Origin of the sequence: Leifsonia sp. NCR5 (assembly GCF_002105485.1) — a bacterium.
Lineage (GTDB): Bacteria > Actinomycetota > Actinomycetes > Actinomycetales > Microbacteriaceae > Leifsonia.
In genome coordinates this window covers 120771-143269 of the sequence record NZ_NCSR01000006.1, presented here as the reverse complement: position 1 = coordinate 143269, position 22499 = coordinate 120771, and the positions used below count along the sequence as shown (strand labels likewise).

The 22499-nt window shown below is 69.3% G+C and carries 19 protein-coding genes; 9 read left to right on the top strand and 10 right to left on the bottom strand.

The genetic code is table 11. The features are described 5' to 3' along the window. Positions 1 to 34: 34 nt before the first annotated feature. The 4 genes from B7438_RS07460 to B7438_RS07445 all read right to left on the bottom strand — a co-directional run bounded on the left by B7438_RS07460 (position 35) and on the right by B7438_RS07445 (position 4092). Positions 35 to 1384 carry an MFS transporter gene (locus tag B7438_RS07460; RefSeq protein WP_085368909.1) on the bottom strand — a complete coding sequence of 450 codons (1350 nt, stop codon included), beginning with the start codon at positions 1382 to 1384 and terminating at the stop codon, positions 35 to 37. Between the two features lie 116 nt (positions 1385 to 1500). After that, entirely contained in the window at positions 1501 to 2133 is a 633-nt protein-coding gene (locus tag B7438_RS07455; protein ID WP_085368908.1) for a response regulator transcription factor, read from the bottom strand. Next, positions 2130 to 3176 carry a sensor histidine kinase gene (locus tag B7438_RS07450; protein WP_085368907.1) on the bottom strand — a complete coding sequence of 349 codons (1047 nt, stop codon included), beginning with the start codon at positions 3174 to 3176 and terminating at the stop codon, positions 2130 to 2132. Before B7438_RS07450 ends, B7438_RS07455 begins: the two co-directional genes overlap by 4 nt. A 13-nt stretch (positions 3177 to 3189) precedes the next feature. Beyond that, the gene (locus B7438_RS07445) at positions 3190 to 4092 is read right to left on the bottom strand and encodes a UbiA family prenyltransferase (RefSeq protein ID WP_085368906.1); all 903 of its coding nucleotides are present in this window, start codon (positions 4090 to 4092) and stop codon (positions 3190 to 3192) included. Between the two features lie 367 nt (positions 4093 to 4459). Between B7438_RS07445 and B7438_RS07440 the strand changes: the two genes are divergently transcribed. Further along, positions 4460 to 5503 (top strand): LacI family DNA-binding transcriptional regulator, encoded by a 1044-nt coding sequence (locus tag B7438_RS07440; RefSeq protein WP_085368905.1) that lies wholly within the window; start codon positions 4460 to 4462, stop codon positions 5501 to 5503. A 9-nt stretch (positions 5504 to 5512) separates the two neighbouring features. Here B7438_RS07440 and B7438_RS07435 read toward each other — a convergent pair whose 3' ends face one another. Further along, positions 5513 to 6112, bottom strand: coding sequence for a gamma carbonic anhydrase family protein (locus tag B7438_RS07435; protein WP_085368904.1), 600 nt, complete (start codon positions 6110 to 6112; stop codon positions 5513 to 5515). Positions 6113 to 6279: 167 nt separating this feature from the next. Here B7438_RS07435 and B7438_RS07430 point away from each other — a divergent pair, with 167 nt between their 5' ends. The 6 genes from B7438_RS07430 (at position 6280) to B7438_RS07405 (ending at position 14578) form a co-directional block, all read left to right on the top strand. After that, the gene (locus B7438_RS07430; protein ID WP_085368903.1) at positions 6280 to 7542 is read left to right on the top strand and encodes an ABC transporter substrate-binding protein; all 1263 of its coding nucleotides are present in this window, start codon (positions 6280 to 6282) and stop codon (positions 7540 to 7542) included. 93 nt (positions 7543 to 7635) lie between these two features. Then, positions 7636 to 8586, top strand: coding sequence for a carbohydrate ABC transporter permease (locus tag B7438_RS07425; RefSeq protein ID WP_085368902.1), 951 nt, complete (start codon positions 7636 to 7638; stop codon positions 8584 to 8586). Further along, positions 8586 to 9464, top strand: a complete 879-nt coding sequence (locus B7438_RS07420; protein WP_085368901.1) for a carbohydrate ABC transporter permease — start codon at positions 8586 to 8588, stop codon at positions 9462 to 9464. Before B7438_RS07425 ends, B7438_RS07420 begins: the two co-directional genes overlap by 1 nt. 5 nt (positions 9465 to 9469) lie before the next feature. Further along, positions 9470 to 10771, top strand: coding sequence for a family 1 glycosylhydrolase (locus B7438_RS07415; protein ID WP_085368942.1), 1302 nt, complete (start codon positions 9470 to 9472; stop codon positions 10769 to 10771). Between the two features lie 12 nt (positions 10772 to 10783). Continuing rightward, positions 10784 to 12319 carry an alpha-N-arabinofuranosidase gene (locus tag B7438_RS07410; RefSeq protein ID WP_085368900.1) on the top strand — a complete coding sequence of 512 codons (1536 nt, stop codon included), beginning with the start codon at positions 10784 to 10786 and terminating at the stop codon, positions 12317 to 12319. A 141-nt stretch (positions 12320 to 12460) separates the two neighbouring features. Further along, positions 12461 to 14578, top strand: coding sequence for an RICIN domain-containing protein (locus tag B7438_RS07405; protein WP_256921907.1), 2118 nt, complete (start codon positions 12461 to 12463; stop codon positions 14576 to 14578). A 47-nt stretch (positions 14579 to 14625) separates the two neighbouring features. On the opposite strand, the gene B7438_RS07400 is transcribed toward B7438_RS07405, so the two are convergent. After that, positions 14626 to 17001 carry an excinuclease ABC subunit UvrA gene (locus B7438_RS07400; protein WP_085368899.1) on the bottom strand — a complete coding sequence of 792 codons (2376 nt, stop codon included), beginning with the start codon at positions 16999 to 17001 and terminating at the stop codon, positions 14626 to 14628. A gap of 148 nt (positions 17002 to 17149) precedes the next feature. Here B7438_RS07400 and B7438_RS07395 point away from each other — a divergent pair, with 148 nt between their 5' ends. Continuing rightward, positions 17150 to 18736 carry a phospholipase D-like domain-containing protein gene (locus tag B7438_RS07395; protein WP_085368898.1) on the top strand — a complete coding sequence of 529 codons (1587 nt, stop codon included), beginning with the start codon at positions 17150 to 17152 and terminating at the stop codon, positions 18734 to 18736. A gap of 9 nt (positions 18737 to 18745) precedes the next feature. On the opposite strand, the gene B7438_RS20510 is transcribed toward B7438_RS07395, so the two are convergent. The 3 genes from B7438_RS20510 to B7438_RS07380 form a co-directional block, all read right to left on the bottom strand. Continuing rightward, on the bottom strand, positions 18746 to 19090 hold the full coding sequence (locus B7438_RS20510) for a hypothetical protein (RefSeq protein ID WP_085368897.1): 345 nt from the start codon (positions 19088 to 19090) through the stop codon (positions 18746 to 18748). Positions 19091 to 19175: 85 nt separating this feature from the next. Next, positions 19176 to 19622, bottom strand: a complete 447-nt coding sequence (locus B7438_RS20505; protein ID WP_179150752.1) for a hypothetical protein — start codon at positions 19620 to 19622, stop codon at positions 19176 to 19178. A 243-nt stretch (positions 19623 to 19865) separates the two neighbouring features. Further along, positions 19866 to 21185 (bottom strand): glycosyltransferase, encoded by a 1320-nt coding sequence (locus tag B7438_RS07380; protein WP_085368895.1) that lies wholly within the window; start codon positions 21183 to 21185, stop codon positions 19866 to 19868. Between the two features lie 69 nt (positions 21186 to 21254). On the opposite strand from B7438_RS07380, the gene B7438_RS07375 reads away from it, so the two are divergent. Next, positions 21255 to 21974 (top strand): TetR/AcrR family transcriptional regulator, encoded by a 720-nt coding sequence (locus tag B7438_RS07375; protein WP_085368894.1) that lies wholly within the window; start codon positions 21255 to 21257, stop codon positions 21972 to 21974. Here the strand turns inward: B7438_RS07375 and B7438_RS07370 are convergent. Next, on the bottom strand, positions 21913 to 22479 hold the full coding sequence (locus B7438_RS07370; protein WP_085368893.1) for a GIY-YIG nuclease family protein: 567 nt from the start codon (positions 22477 to 22479) through the stop codon (positions 21913 to 21915). The genes B7438_RS07375 and B7438_RS07370 overlap by 62 nt on opposite strands. Between the last annotated feature and the right edge of the window lie 20 nt (positions 22480 to 22499).

Below are 22499 nucleotides of genomic sequence, written 5' to 3'. Positions count from 1 at the left end.
ACGCCCGGGATGCGCCGCAGTTACCGGTATCTCGCTAGGCCGTCTCGTATTCCCGGGAGAGCATCCGGTACGAGCGGGTGAGGAACGCCCCTGCCCCGAGCAGCACCATCACGAGACCGGAGACCAGGAAGACGAACGCGATGCCCCGGGTGTCGCCCTCCCCGAGCAGCCAGCCCCACGTCGCCTGCCCGTCGTCGCCGGCCATGTACGGGATGATGACGAACTGCGCGATCGGCGCGATCAGGAACGCCGTGATCGGTGCGGCGGCGGACTCCATCGCCTGAGCGAACCCGAACACGCGCCCCTGGCGCCGGAACGTCACCACCTTCTGGATCACCGTCTGCTCCGCCGCCTCGACCACGGGGATCAGCGTCATGTACAGCCAGATGCCGAGCGCGTACAGCCACCACCACTCCCGGATGGTGAACAGCGCGCCCAGGACCCCCATCGCGATCACCACGAGCAGCATCGTGCGGATCGGGTTCGCGCCCAGCCCGAACTTCGCGACCAGCAGCCCGCCGATGATGAACCCTGTCGCCGTGACGGCGAGGACGATGCCCCACGCCTCCACCCGGAACAGTTCGAGCCCGTACGGGTCCATCAGCGCCAGATAGACGCCGCCGATCAGGTTGTTGAACGTGGAGAACACGATCAGCGCGAACAGGCCGGGCGCACTGCGGATCGCCGCGATGCTGCCGCGGAGGTCGATGCCGGGCGGCTTCTCCCCGTCCGCGTGCGGTGCGTCCTCCGGGATGCGCAGGAACAGCAGGTGCAGCAGCGCCAGCCCGGTGACCGCGATGGCGATGACGAGCGTCCAGCCCATCCCGAGCATCCCGATGGCCAGACCGCTGAACACGCTGGTGACGATGAAGGCGAGCCCCTGCACCGTGCCGACCAGTCCGTTGGCGTTGGCGTGGCGCTCCACCGGGATGAGCAGGGTCACCGTGGTCGACAGCGCGATGTTGCGCATGTTCTCGATCACCGACCCGAACAGGATGATGCCGGCGAACACCCAGAACATCGGCCCGCCGAGGTCGAGCAGCGTCGACTCCGGGTAGAGCAGGTAGAAGACCCCGGCGATGCAGAACGACACCAGCGTGACGGCGCTCGCCACCACCATCACGGCGTGCTTGCGGTAGCGGTCGACGATCGAGCCGAACAGGATGGAGAACACGGCGACCAGCAGCATGTACGCACCGCCGACGATGCCGGTCGCGAGCACGGAGCGCGTCTCCAGGTACACCCAGAACGTGAGTGCGAACCAGAGGAAACTCGTCGTGACGTTGGCGATCATCGTGTTGACGAGCACCTGCATGAACGTGCGGGTGCCGCCCGCCGGTGGGGAGGCGGACGTGACTGACGCGGCTGCTAACGGCTCCGTCATGCTGTCGAGGCTACGGGACGCGGCCGGTCCTGTCACCGGGTCGCGGCGCATCCGGCGACGGAAGCGGATGACGGACGCGGGCGACAGAGGGACATCAGGGACGCTGCTGGCCGACCTCAGGGCGCGTAAGGGGCGGGGCCGTCGAGCAGGCCGAGTCGGGCCGCCTTGCGCACGGCGTCGATGCGGGAGGTGGCGCCGAGCTTGAGGTACATGTTCGTGGTGTGGCGCTTCACGGTGCCCTCCGCGATGTGCAGCTGCAGGCTGATGTCGCGGTTCGTGTACGCCTGCGCGATCATCCGGAGCACCTCGAGCTCGCGGCTGGTCAGGATGGCGTTGCCGCCCGCATCCACGTCGTCTCCCGCCGGATGCGGGGTGGCCGGTGCTGGTCGCGCGCCGGAGACGATCATCGAGAGGTCCTCCCCGCTGATCTTCTTGGTGACGTAGTGGCTCGCCCCCGCGCGCAGCAGCTGCCGTTCCAGGGCGACGTCGTTGTGCATGGTGAGCACGACCACCGCCACCTGGGGGTGGTCCCTCCGGATGCGCGTGATGGTCTGCTCGGCGGGGATGCCGGGCAGCTCGACGTCGAGCAGGAGCACGTCGGGCGCGCTGTCCGCGACGAGCCGGAGAGCGTCGTAGCTCGTTCCGCCCTCTCCGACGATGTCGAACGCGCTCTCCAGCAGCGCCCGGATGCCCTGCCGGAACAGGCTGTGGTCGTCGATGATCACGATGCTGCGACGTTCCGCCGTCATAGGCCGGCCTCCTGAACGGGGATGGTGAGCTCGACCCTCGTACCGACGCCGGGGCCGGGGTCGATGGTGAGGTCGGCTCCGATGAGTTCCGCGCGCTCCTGCGCGGCGACCAGCCCGAGAGCGCCGGAGCGGATCCTGTCGTGCTCGAACCCGTGACCGTCGTCGCGCACCGACAGCAGCACGCTCTCCGGCCGCCAGGTGGAGCGCACGACGATGCTGTCGGCGTCGGAGTGGCGGCGGGCGTTGTGGATGGCCTCGCGCACGATGATGAACGCCTCCTCCTGCGTTCCGGTGCCCAGCCGGAACGGCTGCCCGTCCAGCTCGACGATCACCGGAGGTCCAGCCTCGTCGAGGTCGGCGACGTAGTCGTCGAGCGCTTCGTCGAGCCGCTTGTCTCCCACGAAGTGCCGCAGATCCCTGGCGATGGCCCTCGTCTCGTCGAGCGCGCCGTCGAACAGGGCCATGCCCTCCGCCAGCCTGGCCTGGGCGGCGCTGCCCTCCGGGTCGGAGAGGCCGCTGAGGTCGACGCGCTGCATCCCGGCCGCGATGCTGTGTGCGACCCTGTCGTGCAGCTCGCGGGAGATGCCGAGCCGCTCCTCGCTGTGCGCGACGGCGAGCCGTTCCAGCAGCACGTTCACGTATGCGACGGAGGCGGGGATGACGTTGCCCATGATGGATGCGTTGAGCGCCCTGGCGATCTCGTCGTTCCCCACCAGGTGGCCCACCGCATCCACCAGCACGCTGAGCGCCTCGTCGAACAGCAGCGTCGCCGCCTTGAGGCTGTCCACCGGATGCACGTTCTGGCGGGCCCGCTGCTCGCCCACCTCCGCGCCGCGCGACGCCTGCCGCGGCTCGGAGGGCAGTAGCAGCCCGAGCCGCGAGAAGGTCTGCGCGAGGATGCGCTGCACCTGCGCCACGAACTCGGCCTCGATGTACGAGTCGGAGACGAGCACGCTGTCCGCCGAACGCAGAGCGCTGGTCACGCGCTCCACGACGGCGGCGCGCGCCCCGGCGAGGTCGGCGTCGATCGGTCTCGTAGTCATCCTGTGCTTTCTATCACGGCGTGGCCGCCAGGCCCACGGCGAGCAGGTTGACCGTGTACTGAGACACCATGAATGCGCGATACGGCCGCCGCTGCGCGCGCCGGTCCTGTCCGCGTCCGGCGATCGACAGGCCGCTGACGGCGACGGCGCACGGGCCGAGTGCGGCCAGCGACAGCAGAGCGGGATTGAGCGCGGCGGCCAGCACGCCCAGCCCGCCGATCGCCGCTGACCCGGTGGCGACGGCCAGCCGCGCGGCCCGCTCGCCCAGCACGATCGGCAGCGTCCGCCGCCCGGCGATCCTGTCTCCGACGGCGTCGCCGAAGTCTTTCGCGTGCCCGACCACCGCGATCCACAGCGCCATCACCACCGCGAACACCGGCACGGCCGACGGGATGGTGCCGTGGAACGCCTCCGCTCCGGCCAGGTAGGTGAGCAGGCCACCGGATGCGGCCACCGCCAGGGCGGGCACCGCCCACTTCTTCGCGGCGTGAGCACCGAGCGAGTACGCGAGGCCGAGGGTCAGCATCAGGACGACGAGCAGCACGAACACCAGCGTGACGTGCACGGCGATCGCCAGCGACGCGACGGCGAGCACCACGCACCACGAGCCGGCCGCGTTCGTCGTGAGCGCCCCGGACGCGAGTGGCCGATGCGATCCGTTCGCCCGGTCTCCCGCGATGTCGCTGATGCCGTTCACGAGGTAGACCACCCACACGGCCAGGAACCACGACGCGCCCCCGCCCACTGCTTTGAGGACCGGGATCTCCCCGCCGAACGCCAGCATCCCGCCCACCAGGAACCGCAGGTTGAACACCCACAGCACGATGGGCCGTGCTTCGGTGTACGACCAGCAGAGGGTACGCAGGACGGAGAGGGGCCCGCTCGCCTCTGCGCGGACCCCGATGGTTCGGGTCACCCGCTCATCATGCGTATGCCGCGGCCCGCAGCACGATGCCGGAGCGTACGACCAAAGTCACATCTTTGCCGACCGCGCCGCCGGATATGCGACCAAAGTGGCATTTCGCTCGCCGTGGAGAGTTCGTACGTTAAGGGGGAGTGGCTTATTCGGCTTCGCCACTCTGGCACCGATGGCGCTACGTCTCGGGTGGCGCATGCGCGTCGCGCCGTGTTGGGGGGAGCGGTCAGACACTGGGTGAATACACCCGGTGTCTGACCGGGGCCCCGGGCGGCGCGCTGAGAGGCCGAATCGAGCGATCCTTGACGTCGTGACGGCAACGTGTGCGAAGCTAGCAACGTTGTAAATCCGTCGAGGGAGGCGCCAGGTGGTCGCGACGCTGAAGGATGTCGCCGGGGCGGCCGGTGTCTCCGTGAAGACCGTGTCCAACGTCGTCAACGGGTACGAGTTCGTCAAAGCGTCGACGAGGGAGCGCGTCCTCTCCGCCATCGAGGAGCTCGGCTATCAGCCGAATCTGGCCGCACGGAATCTGCGGGCGGGCCGCACCGGGGTGATCGGTCTCGCCGTCCCGTCCCTCAGCTTCAGCTACTTCGCCGAGCTGGCGGACGCCGTGCTCGAGGCGTCACGCAAGCTCGGCTTCGTCACCCTGATCGAGCAGACGGGCGGCGACCGGGATGCGGAACTCGAGCTGCTGCGCGGGTCGCGGCTGTCCATGCTCGACGGCCTGCTGTTCTCCCCGCTCGGCATGTCGACCGACGACGCGGACTCCCTGAACGTCGACTACCCGCTGGTGCTGCTCGGCGAGCGCATCTTCGGCGGCCCGACCGACCACGTCGTCATGCAGAACGTCAACGGCGGGTATGCGGCCACCGCGCATCTCATCGACTCCGGCCGGCGGCGCATCGCCGTGCTCGGCGCGCACGTCGCCGAGCGGGTCGGCTCCGCGTCCCTGCGGCTGGAGGGGTACCGTCGGGCGCTCGCGGATGCCGGCATCGACACCGGGGACGAGCTGGTCGTGTTCCGGGAGGGCTGGCACCGCACGGACGGCGCGGCAGCGACGCGCGAGCTGCTGGATTCCGGCACACCGTTCGACGCGATCTTCGCACTCAACGACGAACTCGCCCTCGGCGCCCTGCGCGTGCTGCACCAGGACAACGTGCGGGTGCCGGACGACGTCGCGGTGATCGGGTTCGACAACCTCATCGAAGGTCAGTTCGCGATGCCGAGCTTGAGCACCATCGACCCCGGCCGCGCCGACATCGCCGAGCGCGCCGTCGCAGCGCTCATCGAGCGCATCGGCGACCGTGACGGGCACATCGGAGCGCCCAGGATGATCGAGGTGCCGTTCACCACGGTCGCCAGGGAGTCCACCCTGTCGATGTCGGCGGTCACGTCGGCGCACAGCAGCTGACGGACGGGGTCAGTGCGGGTCGACGGCCTGGTCGGCGGAATGCGCACCGTAGAAATCGGATTGCTTCCGCATGATCGTCCGCATCCCCGCATCCGGCCCGACACCGTAGACGGTGCCGGTGAAGTCCAGTCCGCGCTGGATCGCCCAGATCTCGTCGTGACGGTCCGGCGGGAGGATGACCGCCGGGTCTCCGACGGCGACCCAGCCGATCGGGACGACGGCGCCGGGCTGCAGCGTCGTGTTGACCTGCACGACGCCGTGGATGCGGACCTCGGCTCCCGCAGCGACGGTGCTTCCGGGGAAGAGCGCTGCGCCGGTCGCGATGAACGCCTCGTCGCCCACCGTGCTCCCGTTGATGTGCGCGTGCGGACCGATCATCACGGCGGCGCCGACCAGGGCGGGATGCTCGGCCCTGCCCCGGATGACGGCGTGCTCCATGACGACGGTGTCCTCGCCGATGACGACTTCGCCGTCTTCTGCGCTGATCACAGCGCCGTGCAGGATGCGGGCGCCCGCCGCGATCCGGACGTTCCCCACGATGACGGCCGTCGACGCCACGAAGGCGGCGGGGTCGATCGAGGGTTCGGCATCGCGGTGTCTGACGAGCATTCGGCGACTCCATTCGTCGGTCGCGCCATCGAGGGCGTGAGACGCTAACGATACCGAACGTTGACATCCGGAAATGGTTCTTTCTATAATCCGATACAACGTTGAAAATTCAACGTTGTAAAAACCCGTGGATCGACGCCGTCGTCGGTCACTCTGAGAGGCATTCAATGAAGAAACTCATCGCGGCCGTCGCGCTCGCGGCGGGGGCGGCCGTCGCGCTGGCGGGCTGCTCAGGCTCCGGCACCGGCTCATCGTCCTCCTCCCACGTCGATCTGACCTTCTGGCACGGATACACCGAGGCAGACGGCAAGGTCCTCGATCAGATCGTCGACGACTTCAACAAGTCGCAGAAGAACATCACGATCAAGACCACCACCAAGACCTGGGCCGTCATCGGCGACACCCTCCTCCCGGCGCTCAGCGCGAAGAAGGGCCCGGACATCGTCGCCCTCCCCGCAGAGAACCTCCCCGTCTACGCCAGCAAGGGCGCGTTCGCGAAGCTCGACGACTTCTACGCGTCCGACAGCATCAAGAGCGCCAACCTCAACCCGCGCGCCGTCGAGATGGAGAAGGTCGACGGCTCGTACTTCGGCGTGCCGACCGGCTTCGTCCCGCTCTCCGTCATCTACAACAAGGGCCTGTTCGAGAAAGCCGGCATCACCACCTTCCCGGTCACCTGGGACGAGTGGGTCGCCGACGCCAAGAAGTTGACCGTCGACGAGAACGGCGACGGCACGCCGGAGCAGTACGGCCTCGCGCTGCCCGACCACGCCACCGTCGGCAACGGCGTCTGGGCCAGCCTGTTCTACGGCAACGGCGGAGACATCGTGAAGAGCGGCAAGTCCGTCGTCGACTCCGCCGCCAACGTGGAGACCCTGAAGTTCTGGTCGAACGCGGTCACCACCGGGCACATCTCGCCCACCGGACTCGACGGCGTCGCGTCCGACAAGCTGTTCAGCTCCGGCAAGGCCGCGATGGAGATCGGCGGCCCGTGGATGGCAGGGGTCGCGGCAGACGCGAAGATCGACTGGGGCATCGCGGGCATCCCCGCCGGCCCGAAGGAGCAGGCGGCGTCGGCCATCGGCATCAGCGCGGCCGTGACCGCGCAGGCCGACTCGACCAAGCAGGCTGCGGCCAAGAAGTTCTTCGACTACTTCTTCACCAAAGAGGTCGCGACGAAGTGGTCCCTCGGCTCCGGCTGGCCGCCCCTGCGCACCGACATCCCCGCCTCCGACGTGTCGTCGAACCCGGTGGTCGCGGCGCTGACGGCCATCTCGGGAACCGCCCGTCCGCTGCTGCCCGGCGTGGCCAACAGTGTGGATGTGCTCTCGGCGGTCGACGAGGCGACGCAGAAGTCGCTCGCGGGGGGAGACCCCAGCGATCTGTTGAGCGCGGCGTCCACCAAGGTCGCCCAAGCGCTGAGCAAATAGGCGCTGAGCAAGCGCTGAGCACGTAACAGAGCAGTTCCGACAACCCGGTAGCCGCCGCCCGTCCGGCGCGGCGGCTACCGCTGTGGAGACACCATGACAACGACCGTCAGACCACCCAAACGGGCCTACCGGCCTCCGGCGCCCCTCGGGGGTCGCGGACCGATCAGGACGCGCAAGGGATCGGCCCGCATCGCGCTGATCTTCCTGCTGCCGGCGCTGATCATCCTCACCGCCTTCGTCGCCTGGCCGATGCTCTCGGCGCTCCGCACGTCGTTCACCGACAGCAGCGGGTTCGGGCCGGAGCAGTGGGTGGGCTTCGGCAACTACGTCGAGATCTTCACGAATCCGAGCATCCTGGGCACGCTGTCGACCACCGCCCTCTACGCCGTGCTGTTCACGCCGACCGCGCTGATCGGGGCGCTCGCCCTCGCGCTGCTGCTCAACAACCCCCGGCTGGCCGGGCGCGGGTTCTTCCGCACGGCGTTGTTCGTGCCGTTCATCGTCTCGCTCGCGGTCGCCGCCTTCGCGTGGTCGTACCTGCTCGACCCGCAGGTCGGGCTCCTCAACTTCTGGTTGCGGTCGGTCGGGATCCAGCTCGGCAACGTCCTGCAGGACCCCGTGCTCGCCATGCCGACGGTCGTGCTGGTGGCCGTGTGGAAGAGCTTCGGCTTCTACATGGTGATCTTCATCGCCGGACTGCAGGAGATCCCGGTGAGCCTGTACGAGGCGGCCCGCATCGACGGTGCGGGCGCCTGGAAGCGGTTCACCAACATCACGCTGCCGCAGCTGAGCAACACGCTCGCCTTCGTCGTGATCTTCGCCATGATCGCCGCGCTGCAGGCGTTCGACCAGATCTACGTGATGACGGGAGGCGGCCCGTACCGCAGCACCCAGACCGTCGTCATGGAGATCTACCAGGAGGGCTTCAAGAAGCTCGACCTCGGCCTCGCGTCCGCCCTGTCGTACGTGCTGCTGCTGGCGACGCTGATCCTCAGCCTGGTGCAGTTCCGCTTCTTCGGCCGTCGTGAAAAGGACCTCAGCTGATGACCACTTCGACCATCCAGAACCGACGGGGAACGCTCACGCGGCCAGGCCTGCGCGTCGGCAAGCGCGCATCCAAATGGCTGCTGTTCGCGGCAGTGCTCGCGCTGACGCTGATCGTGCTGCTGCCCGTGATCGTCATCGTCTTCACGGCGTTCAAGCCGTCCTCCGAGATCAACGCGTACCCTCCGACGCTCGCGCCGGGCGCCTGGACGCTCGACAACTTCACGCGCATCTTCGCCGACCTGCCGTTCGCGAGGCTGTTCCTGAACAGCTTCGTGTTCGCGGGAGGGGTGACGCTGTTCGCCCTCGTCTTCGACTCGCTGGCGGCGTACGCCCTGGCGCGGCTGGACTTCCGCGGGAACAGGGTGCTCCTGATCGTGATCGTCGCGAGCCTGATGATCCCGTTCCAGGCGACGCTCATCCCGATCTACCAGCTGGTCGGCAACCTCGGGCTGGTGAACACGTTCGCCGGGCTCATCCTGCCGCGCGCCGCGGACGCGTTCGGGATCTTCTTCCTCCGCCAGTTCTTCATCGCCCTCCCGCGCGACCTCGACAACGCGGCGCGCATCGACGGCGCGAGCGAGTTCCGGGTGTTCCGCAGCGTCGTGCTGCCGAACGCGCTTCCCGCCCTGCTCACGCTCGGCATCTTCACCTTCGTGAACAACTGGAACGACCTGCTCTGGCCGCTGGTCTTCACGACGACGCCGGAGATGGGAACCGTCACGTCGGGGCTCACGCTGCTGACCGGGCCGAGCGGGATCATCCCGTACGGCACGATGATGGCCGGCTCGCTGATCGCAGTGCTGCCCCTCGCCATCCTGTTCCTGATCGTCCAGCGCCGGTTCATCGAATCGGTCGCGACAACCGGATTGAAGTGACCGGCATGACCCGACAGACCCCTCGCTGGTTCGAGGACGGCCGCCTGCGTTTCGCGCTCGGCATCGAGGACACCTTCGTGCCGCAGACGCGGCCGGGCGAGCGCGCCATCGACGAATACGAGCTGACAGAGCACTACGAACGGTTCGACGACGACTTCCGGCTCGCGGCCGGGGTCGGTGCTGAGCTGCTGCGCTGGGGCGTGCCCTGGTACCGCGTCGCACCGGAGCCAGGACGCTGGGACTGGTCGTGGACCGACCGCGCGCTGGCGAGCATGGCGGACGCCGGGCTGCGGCCGATCGTCGACCTGCTGCACTACGGAACGCCCACCTGGCTGGACGACCAGTTCGCGCATCCGGACTATCCGCAGCAGGTCGCCGAGTACGCCGTCCGGTTCGCCGAGCGCTACGCCGACGTCGCACAGGACTACACGCCGGTGAACGAGCCGGTGATCCACGCGCTGTTCGCCGGCGAGTACGCGTACTGGCCTCCGTACCTCTCCGGTGCGCGCGGCTTCACCACCATCGCGGCCAACCTCGCGCGCGGCTTCGTGCACACGCAGCTCGGCATCGCAGAGGTGCTGCCCGGCGCATCCTTCGTCCACGTGGATGCGGCGATGACGTTCGTCGGCGCGGACACGGCCCCCGAACACGCGGAGGAGGCGGAGCGGCTCTCCGAGCAGGTGCACCTGGTGGAGGACCTCGTCACGGGCCGGGTGGACGACGGCCATCCGCTCGCCGTCGGCCTCCGCGCCAACGGGCTGAGCGACGACGACCTCGCCTGGTTCGCCGAGCACATCGTGCGGCCGGATGTGATGGGCGTCAACTACTACCCGCGCCACTCCACCGAGCTGTTCGAGGCGGGCGTGCACCACGCGGGCGGCTTCGCCGACCCCCGGCCATCGGTCGACAGGGGCGCCGCCGGGCTCCGGGATGCGCTGCAGTCGTACGCCGACCGGTACGGAGCGCCCGTCATGGTCACCGAGACCTGCGTCACCGGAAGCGTCGAGGAACGCATCGCCTGGCTCGACGACTCCGTCGCGCTCGTGCACCGGATGCGCGCGGAGGGGACAGACATCGTCGGCTACACCTGGTGGCCTCTCTTCGACATGTACGAGTGGACCTGGCGGCACAGCGAGAACCCGCGCGCCGACCACCTGCTCACGATGGGCCTCTACGACCTCGTCGAGACCGGCGACGGTCTCCTCCGCTCCCGGAACCCGGTCGCCGACCGCTATCGGCACCACGCCACGTCCGACCTGTCCGCCCTTCCCGCCCCGTCCGCCAGCCGCCTCACGCCGAACCCGTAACGGAACACATCCATGCACATCGCACACCTCACCATCAACACGTCGGCCAGGATCGGCGCCATCAACCCTCGGCTGTTCGGCTCGTTCGTCGAGCACCTCGGCCGCTCGGTCTACGACGGCATCTACGAGCCGGGCCACCCGCTGGCCGACGGCGACGGCTTCCGCACCGACGTCATCGAGCTGGTCAAGGAGCTCGGCGTCACCGCGATCCGGTATCCGGGAGGCAACTTCGTCTCCGGCTTCAACTGGGAGGACAGCGTCGGGCCGCGGGAGGAACGGCCGACCAGGCTCGACCTGGCCTGGCACACCACCGAGACGAACGAGGTGGGCCTGCACGAGTTCCAGCGCTGGCTGGACGCCGTGGGCAGCGAGCTCATGCTCGCCGTGAACCTCGGCACCCGCGGAACGCCGGAGGCGCTGGAGCTGCTCGAGTACGCCAACCTCGCGCAGGGCACGGCGCGCGCGGACCGGCGGGCGGCGAACGGACGCACGGAGCCGTTCGACGTGCGCATCTGGTGCCTCGGCAACGAGATGGACGGCCCGTGGCAGCTCGGACATCGCTCTGCCGACGACTACGGCAAGGTCGCCGCCCAGACGGCACGCGCGATGAAGGCGTTCGACCCCGACCTGGAGCTGGTGATCTGCGGCTCGTCGAGTTCGTCGATGCCGACGTTCGCCGAGTGGGAGCGCGTCGTGCTCACCCACGCGTACGACGCGGTCGACTACATCTCCTGCCACGCGTACTACGAGAACACCGGCGACCTGGCGAGCTTCCTCGCATCCGGGATCGACATGGACCACTTCATCCGCAGCGTCACCGCCACCGCCGACCACGTCAAAGCGGTGCGCGGCAGCGATAAGACCATCAACATCTCGTTCGACGAGTGGAACATCTGGTACAACAGCCGCTACGAGAACGTCGACAAGATCACCGGCGTCGACAACTGGCCCGTTGCCCCTCGCCTGCTCGAAGACGAGTACACGGTGGCGGATGCTGTGGTGTTCGGCAGCCTGCTCATCACCCTGCTGAAGCACGCCGACCGGGTGACCAGCGCCTCCCTCGCCCAGCTGGTCAACGTGATCGCGCCGATCATGACGGAGCCGGGTGGCGCATCCTGGCGCCAGACCACCTTCCTCCCGTTCGCGGCGACGGCGGCCAACGCCACCGGCATCGCCCTCGACGTGACGCCGGTGAGCGACAGCTACCCGACCGAGCGTTTCGGAGACGTGCCGCTCGTCGACGCCGTCGCGAGCCTCGACGAGAGCACGGGCAGCATCGCGGTCTACGTCGTCAACCGGGCCGTGGATGCCGGGACCTCCCTCGAGATCGACCTCCCGTCCCGCGCGCACCCCGGCACATACGCGGTCACCGCGCGCACGCTGAGCGACGCGGACATCACCGCCTCCAACAACCGCGAGAACCCGGAACGCGTCGTCCTCGCCGACAACACCACCGTCAGCACGGACGGAGGCGTCCTGCGGATCGACCTGCCCGCCGTCTCCTGGACGGAGATCCTGCTCACCGCACAGAACCCGGTCACCGCTTAGACCCTTCCCACCCGTAGAACCTCCCCACCGGTAGAACCTCCCACCCCCAGCACGCTTACCCCCTCAGGCGTGACGGCGCAAACGGCGTCGGCACTGCGCCACGGATTCCCGCGACGCGAACTCTCAGATCGGAGACACACGATGATCGGATCCACCGGGGGAGCGGCCCAGCCGCGAACCTTCCGCCGCCGGATGCTGGCGGCAGCTCTCACCGCGGCAGCAGTGGCCGTGTTCGCCCAGGCCGCGATCGCCCCTCCCGCCGAGGCCGTCACGACAGGCAACGGCGCGCTGGTGTACTCGCCCGCGGCCGGGACGTCCTTCAATCCGGAGGGCGGACGCGCGGCGGGAACCACCTACGCCAAGAACATCGTCCTGAAGAACAGCGGAACATCCAACGGCACCCAGCTCGTCACCTACGACCAGCTGGTGCTCGTCGGCGGCAAGCAGGTGTACCCGATCTACCGGAGCACCGACAACGGGACGACGTGGACGCACCTCACCGACGTCGTCCCGAACAACGACTTCCCGACGCTCGCGCGCACGTCGCAGCCGTTCCTCTACGAGCTGCCCCAGCAGGTCGGCAGCCTCCCGGCCGGCACGATCCTGCTCTCCGGCATGATCATGCCCACGGACCGGTCGAGCAGCAGGCTCGTCGTCTACAAGAGCGCGGACCACGGAGCCACCTGGTCGTACCTCAGCACCATCGACACCGGCGGCCCGGCGACGTACGACCCGTCTCCCACCTCCACCACCACGACGGTGTGGGAGCCGTCGCTGATCGTCGACGGAAACGGCAAGCTCGCCGCGTACTTCTCGGACGAGCGGCAGAAGGCAAACGGCGTGCTGCAGGCGGTCTCGTACCGTGAGTCCAGCGACGGCGGTCTCACCTGGGGTGCGCTCGGCAACGTGTCCGCGCCGACCAACCAGAGCGACCGCCCGGGCATGATCACGGTGACGAAGCTGCCGGACGGCCGCTACCTCGCCACGTTCGAGGTCGTCAACCGGCCGAGCCAGACCAACAACACGGCGCCGGTGTACTTCAAGATCTCTCCGGATGGGGTCAGCTGGTCGCCCAGCACGAGCATCGGCACGCAGATCGCCCTCGCCAACGGGCGCGGGATCGGCTCGTCCCCGTACGTGAAGTGGGTGCCGACCGGCGGCCCGAAGGGGATGGTGGTCGTCGCATCCAAGTGGGGTCTCGACGCCTCGGGGAACATCAGCGGCGGCCAGGACTTCTACGTCAACTACAACCTGGGTGCCGGACCGTGGGAGCGGCTGCCGATGGCGGTCACCTACGACTCGACGGACACGGCGGGCGGCACCTTCTCCGGGTTCGCGCAGAGCTTCGACACCAGCGTCGACGGGCGCACGCTCTACCAGGCGACGAACGTGGAGAACGCGGCGACCACGTACAACGACATCCGCGTGGGCTCGATCCCGCTGGATGCGCAGCAGTACGAGGCGGAGAAGGCGGCACGCACGTCCGACACCTCGCTGGTGACCGACGTGAACGCCGCCAACGGAAGCAAGGTCGGCAACATCAACAACAGCACGAGTGCCGTCACGTTCACGGTGCGCGTTCCGAGCGCGGGCTCGTACACGCTCAACGTGCGGTACGACAACGGCACAGGTGCGGCGAGCACGCACAACGTCTCGGTGAACGGTGGGACGGCGTCGAGCATCAGCTATCCGGCGACGGTCGACTGGGGCCGCTTCGGCTGGGCGCAGAAGACGGTGACGCTGAATGCGGGCGCCAACACGATCGCGTTCAGCAAGGGGACGTCGTACGCGGAACTCGACCAGCTGCAGGTCTACCAGCCGAGCACGCAGCTCGACTCGCAGTTCCGGATCGTGAACCGCAACAGCGGCAAGCTGCTGGAGATCGCCTCGGCGCTCACCACCGACGGCGCGCTGGCCGGCCAGTGGGCGGACACCGCGAACCCCACCCAGATCTGGAACGTCCACCCGGTGACGGGAAGCACGCAGCTGTTCAACGACAACAGCGGCAAGCTGCTCGAGATCCCGGGCGCGCAAACGGGCAACGCTGTGCAGGCGGGTCAGTGGGGTCCGACGGGGAACGCCACCCAGAACTGGAACCTCACGACCAGCGGCGGCTACTGGACGCTGACCAACGCGAACAGCGGCAAGCCCCTGGAGATCGCCGGCTCGTCCACGGCGAACGGCGTCGCCGCCCAGCAGAACGCGGCGACGGGCGCCGCGAACCAGCAGTGGCAGTTCGTGCGCGAGGGTATTCAGTAGGGAGTGTGGAGGAGGGAGCGGCCGCTCGTACGCGGGTGGCCGCTCCGCTACGCCCCCACGTATGCCGCCAGATGCTGCCCGGTGAGCGTCGACTTGGCTGCTACCAGCTCCGCCGGCGTGCCCTCGAACACCACCAGCCCGCCGTCGTGGCCGGCGCCGGGGCCGAGGTCGATGATCCAGTCCGCGTGCGCCATCACGGCCTGGTGGTGCTCCACCACGATCACCGACTTGCCGGAGTCGACCAGGCGGTCGAGGAGTCCGAGCAGCTGCTCCACATCGGCCAGGTGGAGGCCAGTAGTCGGTTCGTCGAGCACGTACACGCCGCCCTGCTCGGAGAGGTGGGTCGCCAGTTTGAGGCGCTGACGTTCCCCGCCGGAGAGGGTCGTGAGCGGCTGGCCCAGGCTCAGGTAGCCGAGTCCCACATCCACGAGCCTGCTCAGGATGCTGTGGGCGGCGGGCGTGCGCGCCTCGCCGCTGCCGAAGAACTCGTCGGCGGTGGTGACGGACATTGCCAGCACCTCGCTGATGTCGCGGCCGCCGAGGCGATATTCGAGCACCGACGCCTGGAACCGCTTGCCTTCGCACACCTCGCAGACCGTGGAGACCCCGGCCATGATGCCGAGATCGGTGTAGATCACGCCAGCGCCGTTGCAGTTGGGGCAGGCGCCCTCGGAATTGGAGCTGAACAGCGCGGGCTTCACGCCGTTGGCCTTCGCGAAGGCCTTGCGGATGGGGTCGAGCAGGCCGGTGTACGTGGCGGGGTTGCTGCGCCGGGAGCCGCGGATCGCGGCCTGGTCGATGGAGATCACGCCCTCGCTGGCCGGGATCGACCCGTGCACGAGCGAGCTCTTGCCCGAGCCGGCGACGCCGGTGACGACCACGAGCATCCCGAGCGGGATGTCCACATCCACGTCGCGCAGGTTGTGGGAACTCGCGCCGCGGATGGCGAGTGTGCCGGTGGGGGTGCGCACCGTGTCTTTGAGGGTGGCGCGGTCGTCGAGGTGGTGGCCGGTGAGGGTGTCGCTCGCGCGGAGGCCGTCGAGGCTGCCGGTGTATGTGATCGTCCCGCCCGCGGTGCCCGCGCGCGGCCCGAGGTCGACGACGTGGTCGGCGATGGCGATCATCTCCGGCTTGTGCTCGACCACGAGCACGGTGTTTCCCTTGTCGCGCAGGCGGAGCAGCAGCTCGTTCATGCGCTGGATGTCGTGCGGGTGCAGCCCGATCGTCGGCTCGTCGAACACGTAGGTCACATCGGTGAGCGACGAGCCGAGGTGCCGGATGATCTTCGTGCGCTGCGCCTCTCCGCCGGACAGCGTGCCCGCCGGCCGGTCGAGGGACAGGTAGCCGAGGCCGATTTCCACGAACGATTCGAGGGTCTGCCGCAGTGCGCTCAGCAGGGGAGCGACGGACGGCTCGTCGAGCCCGTTCACCCACTCGGCGAGGTCGCTGATCTGCATGGCGCACGCGTCGGCGATGCTGATGCCGCCGATCTTCGACGAGCGGGCGGCCTCGCTCAGCCGGGTGCCTCCGCAATCCGGGCAGGTGGTGAACGTGACGGCGCGGTCGACGAACGCGCGGATGTGCGGCTGCATGGCCTCGCGGTCCTTCGACAGCATCGACTTCTGCAGCTTGGGCACCAGACCCTCGTAGGTGAGGTTGATGTCGCCGATCTTCACCTTGACCGGGTCGCGGTAGAGGAAGTCGTGCAGCTCCTTCTTCGTGTAGTCCTTGATCGGTTTGTCGGCGTCGAGGAATCCGGAGCCCGTGAAGATACGCACGCTCCAGCCGTCCGCTGTGTACCCCGGGATGGTCAGTGCACCCTCCGCCAGCGACTTCGTCTCGTCGAACAGCTGCGTGAGGTCGATGTCGTTGACGCTGCCCATGCCCTCGCAGCGCGGGCACATCCCGCCGGTGACCGTGAAGCTGCGCCGCTCCTTCGTGGTGGCCTCTCCGCGCTCGATGGTGATGGCGCCGGAGCCGGACACCGACGCGACGTTGAACGAGAACGCCTGCGGCGACCCGATGTACGGCTGACCGAGCCTGCTGAACAGGATGCGCAGCATCGCGTTCACGTCGGTGGCCGTGCCGACCGTCGACCGGGCGTTCGCCCCCATCCGCTCCTGGTCGACGATGATCGCCGTGGTCAGCCCGTCGAGCACATCCACGTCGGGCCGGGCGAGCGTCGGCATGAAGCCCTGCACGAACGCGCTGTACGTCTCGTTGATCATCCGCTGCGACTCGGCCGCGATGGTGCCGAACACCAACGAGCTCTTGCCGGAGCCGGAGACGCCGGTGAAGACCGTCAGCCGCCGTTTCGGAATCTCGACGCTCACGTCTTTGAGGTTGTTGACGCGCGCCCCTTGCACGCGGATCAGGTCGTGACTGTCGGCGCGGTGTGCGGCGGTCGGCGCGTCGGTGCTCATGGTGCGATCTCCATCTTTCTGGCTGTGCGCCTCATCTTAGATGCCACAGAATTGCACGTATTCAGCGGGTTTACGAGATGCCAGAAACTGTCGCAACACGCCCGGGATTCGCGACAGAAACTGGTATTTCGCGGGGTAAGCCAGGGGTATGCCGAACCTGAACGCCGAACGCATCGGCTCCGTCATCCGCGAGCACCTCCCCGAGTTCGCCGTCCCCGGTGCCCTCAGCGTGCGACCGGGCTACCTGCTGGCCGACGGGTGGATCACGGACACCCCGGCCATCGTGGTGACGATCGCACGGGATGCGTCGCTCCCCACCGTGCGCGACGCCCTGCCCGCCGAGGTGGATGGCCTCCCCGTGGACGCGCGCGTTGCGTCGGCGGCCAAGGAGCGCATGCTGACCGAGCCCGCCGCCTTCGCGCGCACGGCGGGGCCAGCGCCCGATCGCGGCGCGGTGCCGGAGTTCGCCGACGAGTACGAGCTGACGGGCGCGGCCGCCGCGCCCGGCGCATCCATCGTCCCCGGCGTCGACTTCGCCGCCGCCGCCAAACCCCAGCTCCCGTACGCACCTCCGCCCGGCGGCGCCCTCGCCCCGGTCTCCGGCACCATGCGCGTGACGCTGAGCGCGAGTCCGGACTCCGGCTGGCCGACGCTCGGCGCGTTCCTCTCCGGGGTGCGCGAGACCCTCACCGTCGGCCTCTACGACTTCACCTCGCGGCACATCCTGCAGACCGTCGAGACCGTCCTCGCGGGCCGAACCGTGCGGCTCGTCCTCGATCATCCCGCCAAGAATCCCACCGCCGACCAGACCGACGAGCAGACCGTCGCGGCACTCACCACCGCCTTCGGCGACCACCTCACGCAGGCGTGGGCGCTCTCCAGGATGGACCCGCTCGCCGCCGCCTGGATCTTCCCGTCCGCGTACCACATCAAGCTCGCCGTGCGGGATTCGTCCGCCGTCTGGCTGTCCAGCGGCAACTGGAACAACTCGAACCAGCCGGACATCGACCCGGTGACCACGCCGGCCGACGCCTCGGCCGCCCGCTCCGGCGACCGCGACTGGCACGTCGTCATCGAGAACGAGCAGCTGGCGCGAACGTTCGAGGCCTTCCTGCTCAACGACCTCGCCGTCGCCGCGCAGCACCAGGCCACCACTCCGGCCGCCGGGCCTGTCCCGGCCCTGCTCGCCCCGCTCGCGACCACGCCGCCGTACCAGCGCTTCTTCGCCGCAGACACCGCCGAGCGGCAACTGACGGTGACGCCGCTGCTCACCCCGGATGCTGGCAGCTACGCCCCGCACATCCTGGACCTCATCCGGAGCGCCACGACGTCGTTGCTGATGCAGTTCCAGTACATCGAGCTGCCGAAGACGGTCGCGGACGCCCCCGCCGAGTTTCTCGCGCTGATCCACGCGGTGATCGACCGGCAGCAGGCCGGAGTCGACGTGCGCATCATCATGAGCCAGTTCGAGACGGCCGGCTACCTCGAGAAACTGCAGGCCGAAGGCCTCGACGTCGTGAACAGGGTGAAGCTGCAGAACAACGTGCACAACAAGGGCATCGTCGTCGACGGCCGGGCCGCGCTCGTCAGCAGCCAGAACTGGTCGCCGGCCGGGACGCTGACCAACCGGGATGCGGGCGTGATCCTCGAAAACGCGGAGATCGCCGCATACTTCACCCAGCTGTTCGAGCACGACTGGGCCGTGCTGGCGTCGCGTTCCGTCGCGCCGGACTGAGGCGCGCGGTCACTCCGTCCGGAACGTCAGCACAGTCTCCGTCGCGGCGGTGTCCGCCGGCTCGCCGTACACCCGGATGTGGTGCACCTGCTCGGCGAGCGTGCCGTCGCGGAGGGTGCCGTGGTCTGTCGCCTGCACGAAGACCTCGCACCGCCCGCCCCTGAGGCGCGCGGCCTCCTGCTCCCCCCAGGCGATGACCTCTGTCACGGCGGTGGCGCCGGTGACCTCCCAGTCGTCGAGGTTCCAGCCGGTGTACGGCTCCGGCGGTCGAGCCCAGAGGCGCACGCGGTACACCGTCTGCCCTCCGCGATCCCAGGTCGGTTCCTCCGGGGACCGCAGCCATGTCGCATCCATGCGGCAGAGCCTAGCGGCGCCGCCTCCCGGTGCCGCGGCGGCGAGACGCCAGTAACTGTCGCGAAACGCCCGGGATGTGGCGCAGTTACTGGTGTCTCGTGCGGCGGCGCGGCGTGACGCCGTGGGGGCGGAGGAGGTCGAGGAAGAGCGGGGCGAAGAGGGCGGGGCGCCGGCGCGGCAGGGTCGCCGGGCGCGTGAGGGAGGTGAGGATGCGCATCCACGCGCCCTGCGCCGCCGTCGCGCCCTGCGCCGCCGTCGCGCCCTGCGCCGCCGTCGCGCCCTGCGCCGCCGTCGCGCCCTGCGCCGCCGTCGCGCCCTGCGCCGCGGCGTCCCGCGCCATTGCAGCCGCCGCATCCCGCGCCGCCGCACGCGCCGCCGCCGCCGACCGGCGCGGCAGCGGCACCCGCCTGCCCGTCGACAGGTCGTGCAGGTTGTTGCGGCGGGTGCCGTCCCAGTTCACGTAGAGGTACGGCCCGACCGGCGACGAGATGGGGTTGACGACGGCGCGCACATAGCTGTCCGGTCCTGTCACGTATGTGGCGGTGCCGTTCGCGATCTCGGCGGCGGCCGTCGCGGCGTCGACGGCGCCGTGTGACGTGAACAGGGTGACGATCGAGCCGAGCTCGTCGCGAGCGACCAGCTCGATGCGGAACTCGGTGATGGCGACTCCTCGAAGATCGTTCGGCGGTGGTGGGGTGGCCGAGCGACGGTGGTCTGCCTTCTCCGATCGTACGCAGCGCCATTCATCGAATCCAACAGCGCGCGTTTCTGCGATTCAGCGACGCGACGAATGAATGCGGGTGCCGCGCGCCGCATCCACCAGCCCCAGGACGGCGCGTTCCAGTCCGGCCAGCCCCGTGGATGCGCGGATCGCGTCCCCGATGGCGGCGCTGCGTTCGGCGTACCCCGGCTCGGCGAGCACCGTCCGCACCGCCTCGGCCACCGCCGCGTCGGTCGGGCGGTTCGTCGCGAGGTTCACGCCGACGCCCGACCACGCCACGCGCGCAGACACCTCCACCTTGTCCTCCGTCGTCCCCGCGATCACGACGGGGACGCCGTGCTCCATCGCGTAGTGCACGCCGCCGTACCCGCCGTTCGTCACGTACACCGAGGTGCGCGGGAGCAGCGCGTCGTACGGCAGGTAGGCGGCGACGCGAGCGTTCGGCGGCAGGTCCGCATCCAGTTCGGCGACTGGCCGCCCTCCCGTGCTGGCGACCACCCACACGTCGTCGCCCGCAAGTCCCCGGATGGTCGGCAGCAGCAGGTCGCCGAAGTCGCGGTTGGCGACGGTTCCCTGGGTGACGTGGACGATCGGGCGCCCGTCCGCGAGGTCGTCCCACCAGGCCGGGAGCGGCGTATCCGACGGCCGGGTGCGGGAGACAGGCCCGACGAAGTGGACCGTCGACGGCAGGTCGGAGCGCGGGTACTCGAACTCCGGAACCGTGAACTGCACCACGGCGTCCGCGTGCGCCGGCCAGTTGAGGATGAACCCGTCGAGGGATGCGCCGGTCGCCTCGTGCGCGATCCTGCTCGCCGCCTTCTGCACCGGCGCGAAGATGATCTTCTCCGCGACGGCGGTGAGGGCGGCGTTCCGCAGGCGCCCGCCGATCCCGGGCTTCGGCTGGACCCCGAGCCCGAACGGAGCCACGTCCTTGCTCTTCAGCCCGAGCGGCACGATGCCGAGGTTGACCACAGCGGGCCGGGATGCGCGGGGCCGCGTGGAGAGCAGGGCGGCGCCGAGGAACAGGCTCTCCGCCAGCACGACGTCCACCCCGTGCTCGGCGACGATCGCGTCGACGGCGGCGAGGTGCGCGCTGGCCGGGCGCAGGAAGATCGTGGTCATGTCGTACCGGATGCCCGCCGGGCCGGTGAGTCCGACGCGGCCGGGGAAGGCCGCATCCATGTCGGTGTCGTCGTAGTCGGCTTCGGCGGGGAGCGGGAGGAAGGTGGCGCCGGTGGCGATGACGCGCGCGGCGTAGCGGCCGCCGGTGAGGAAGAGGACGCGGTGGCCGCGGTCGACGAGGTGCCTGGCGACGGCGAGCAGCGGGGTCACGTGGCCGTGGACCGGTGTGCTGCAGAGGAGGAGGGTGGTCATGGGATGCTCGCATTCGGGTTTAGAGTTTGATGAACGCTGATAGTATTCACTACACACGAAGGGTAGTCAATGGCTGATTCGGAGAACGTCGCCCCGCGGCAGTACCGCTCGACGCTCCGCGAGGAGCAGGCGCGGCAGACCAGGCAGCGCATCCTCGCCTCCGCGTTCGAGGTGTTCTCGGCCAAGGGATACACCGGCGCCTCCCTCGCCGACATCGCCGCGGGCGCCGGGGTCTCGGTCGAAAGCGTGAAGGTGCACGGCCCGAAACGCGCCCTGCTGCTCGGCGCGTTCGAGCTCGCGTTCGCCGGCAGCGCCGGCGAGGAGTCGCTGAGCGAGCGGCCGGAGGTCGCCGCGATCATGGGCATCGAAGACACCGGCGAATTCCTCACGGCGATGGTCGGCATGATCGCCGAGGCGAACGCCAGGACCAGCGGCCTCTGGGCGGCCTTCCTCGCCGCCGCGGCAGAGGACGCCCACGTCGGAGAGGTCCTCGCCTCCCTGCTCGACCGCCGCCACGCCGACTACCGCCGCCTGGTCGACCTCCTCGCCTCCCGCGGGGCAGTGGATGCGCGGGCCGCGTCCGACGACGACCTCCAGGTGCTCGCCGACGTGCTCTCCTTCCTCATGTCGCCCGAGGGCCACCAGCAGCTCGTGCAGCAGAGCGGGTGGACCTACGAGCGCTACCGGGACTGGCTGATCGCCACGGTGACGTCGACCGTCGCGTCTCCTATCCCCGCAACGCGATCGCCTGACTCCGCCACAGCGCCAGCAGCGACCACGGATCGGTGACGCCGGCGCGCACGGCGGCGAGGTGCGCATCCAGCTCGTCGCTGCGCTCGAACCACTCGGTGCGCGGGATGCGGTGGGCGGCGAACTGCGCGTGTCTGCGCTGTTCGAGCGCCCGGTCGCCGCGCTCGAACGCGAGCACCTCGTCGTGCGGCAGACTCGAGAACCGCACGCGCGGATTGGCAGTGGTGCCGATCTTCACCCTGTCCCTGAATCGCAGGTAGTAGACCACGTCCACCCGCGGCGGCGGCAGCTCGCCGGACACGGTCTCGCCCACCCGCCATTCGCACACCGCGCACAGCCAGCCGGACGGGTAGCGCACCCCCAGCCGCGAGCCGCAGAGCGCGCACGGCGACGGCAGCGCATCCATCTGCCCGCACTCGTCGGCCACCCAGTCGGCCGCGACGAGCAGGTGCTGCAGGCAGAGCGGCAGCGGCGCCCCGGGATGCGCGGGGTTCGTGCACGCGACGCCACCGGTGACGACGGCGCACGGGGTGGTGCCTGTCATGCGGGAAGCGTAACGGCGGC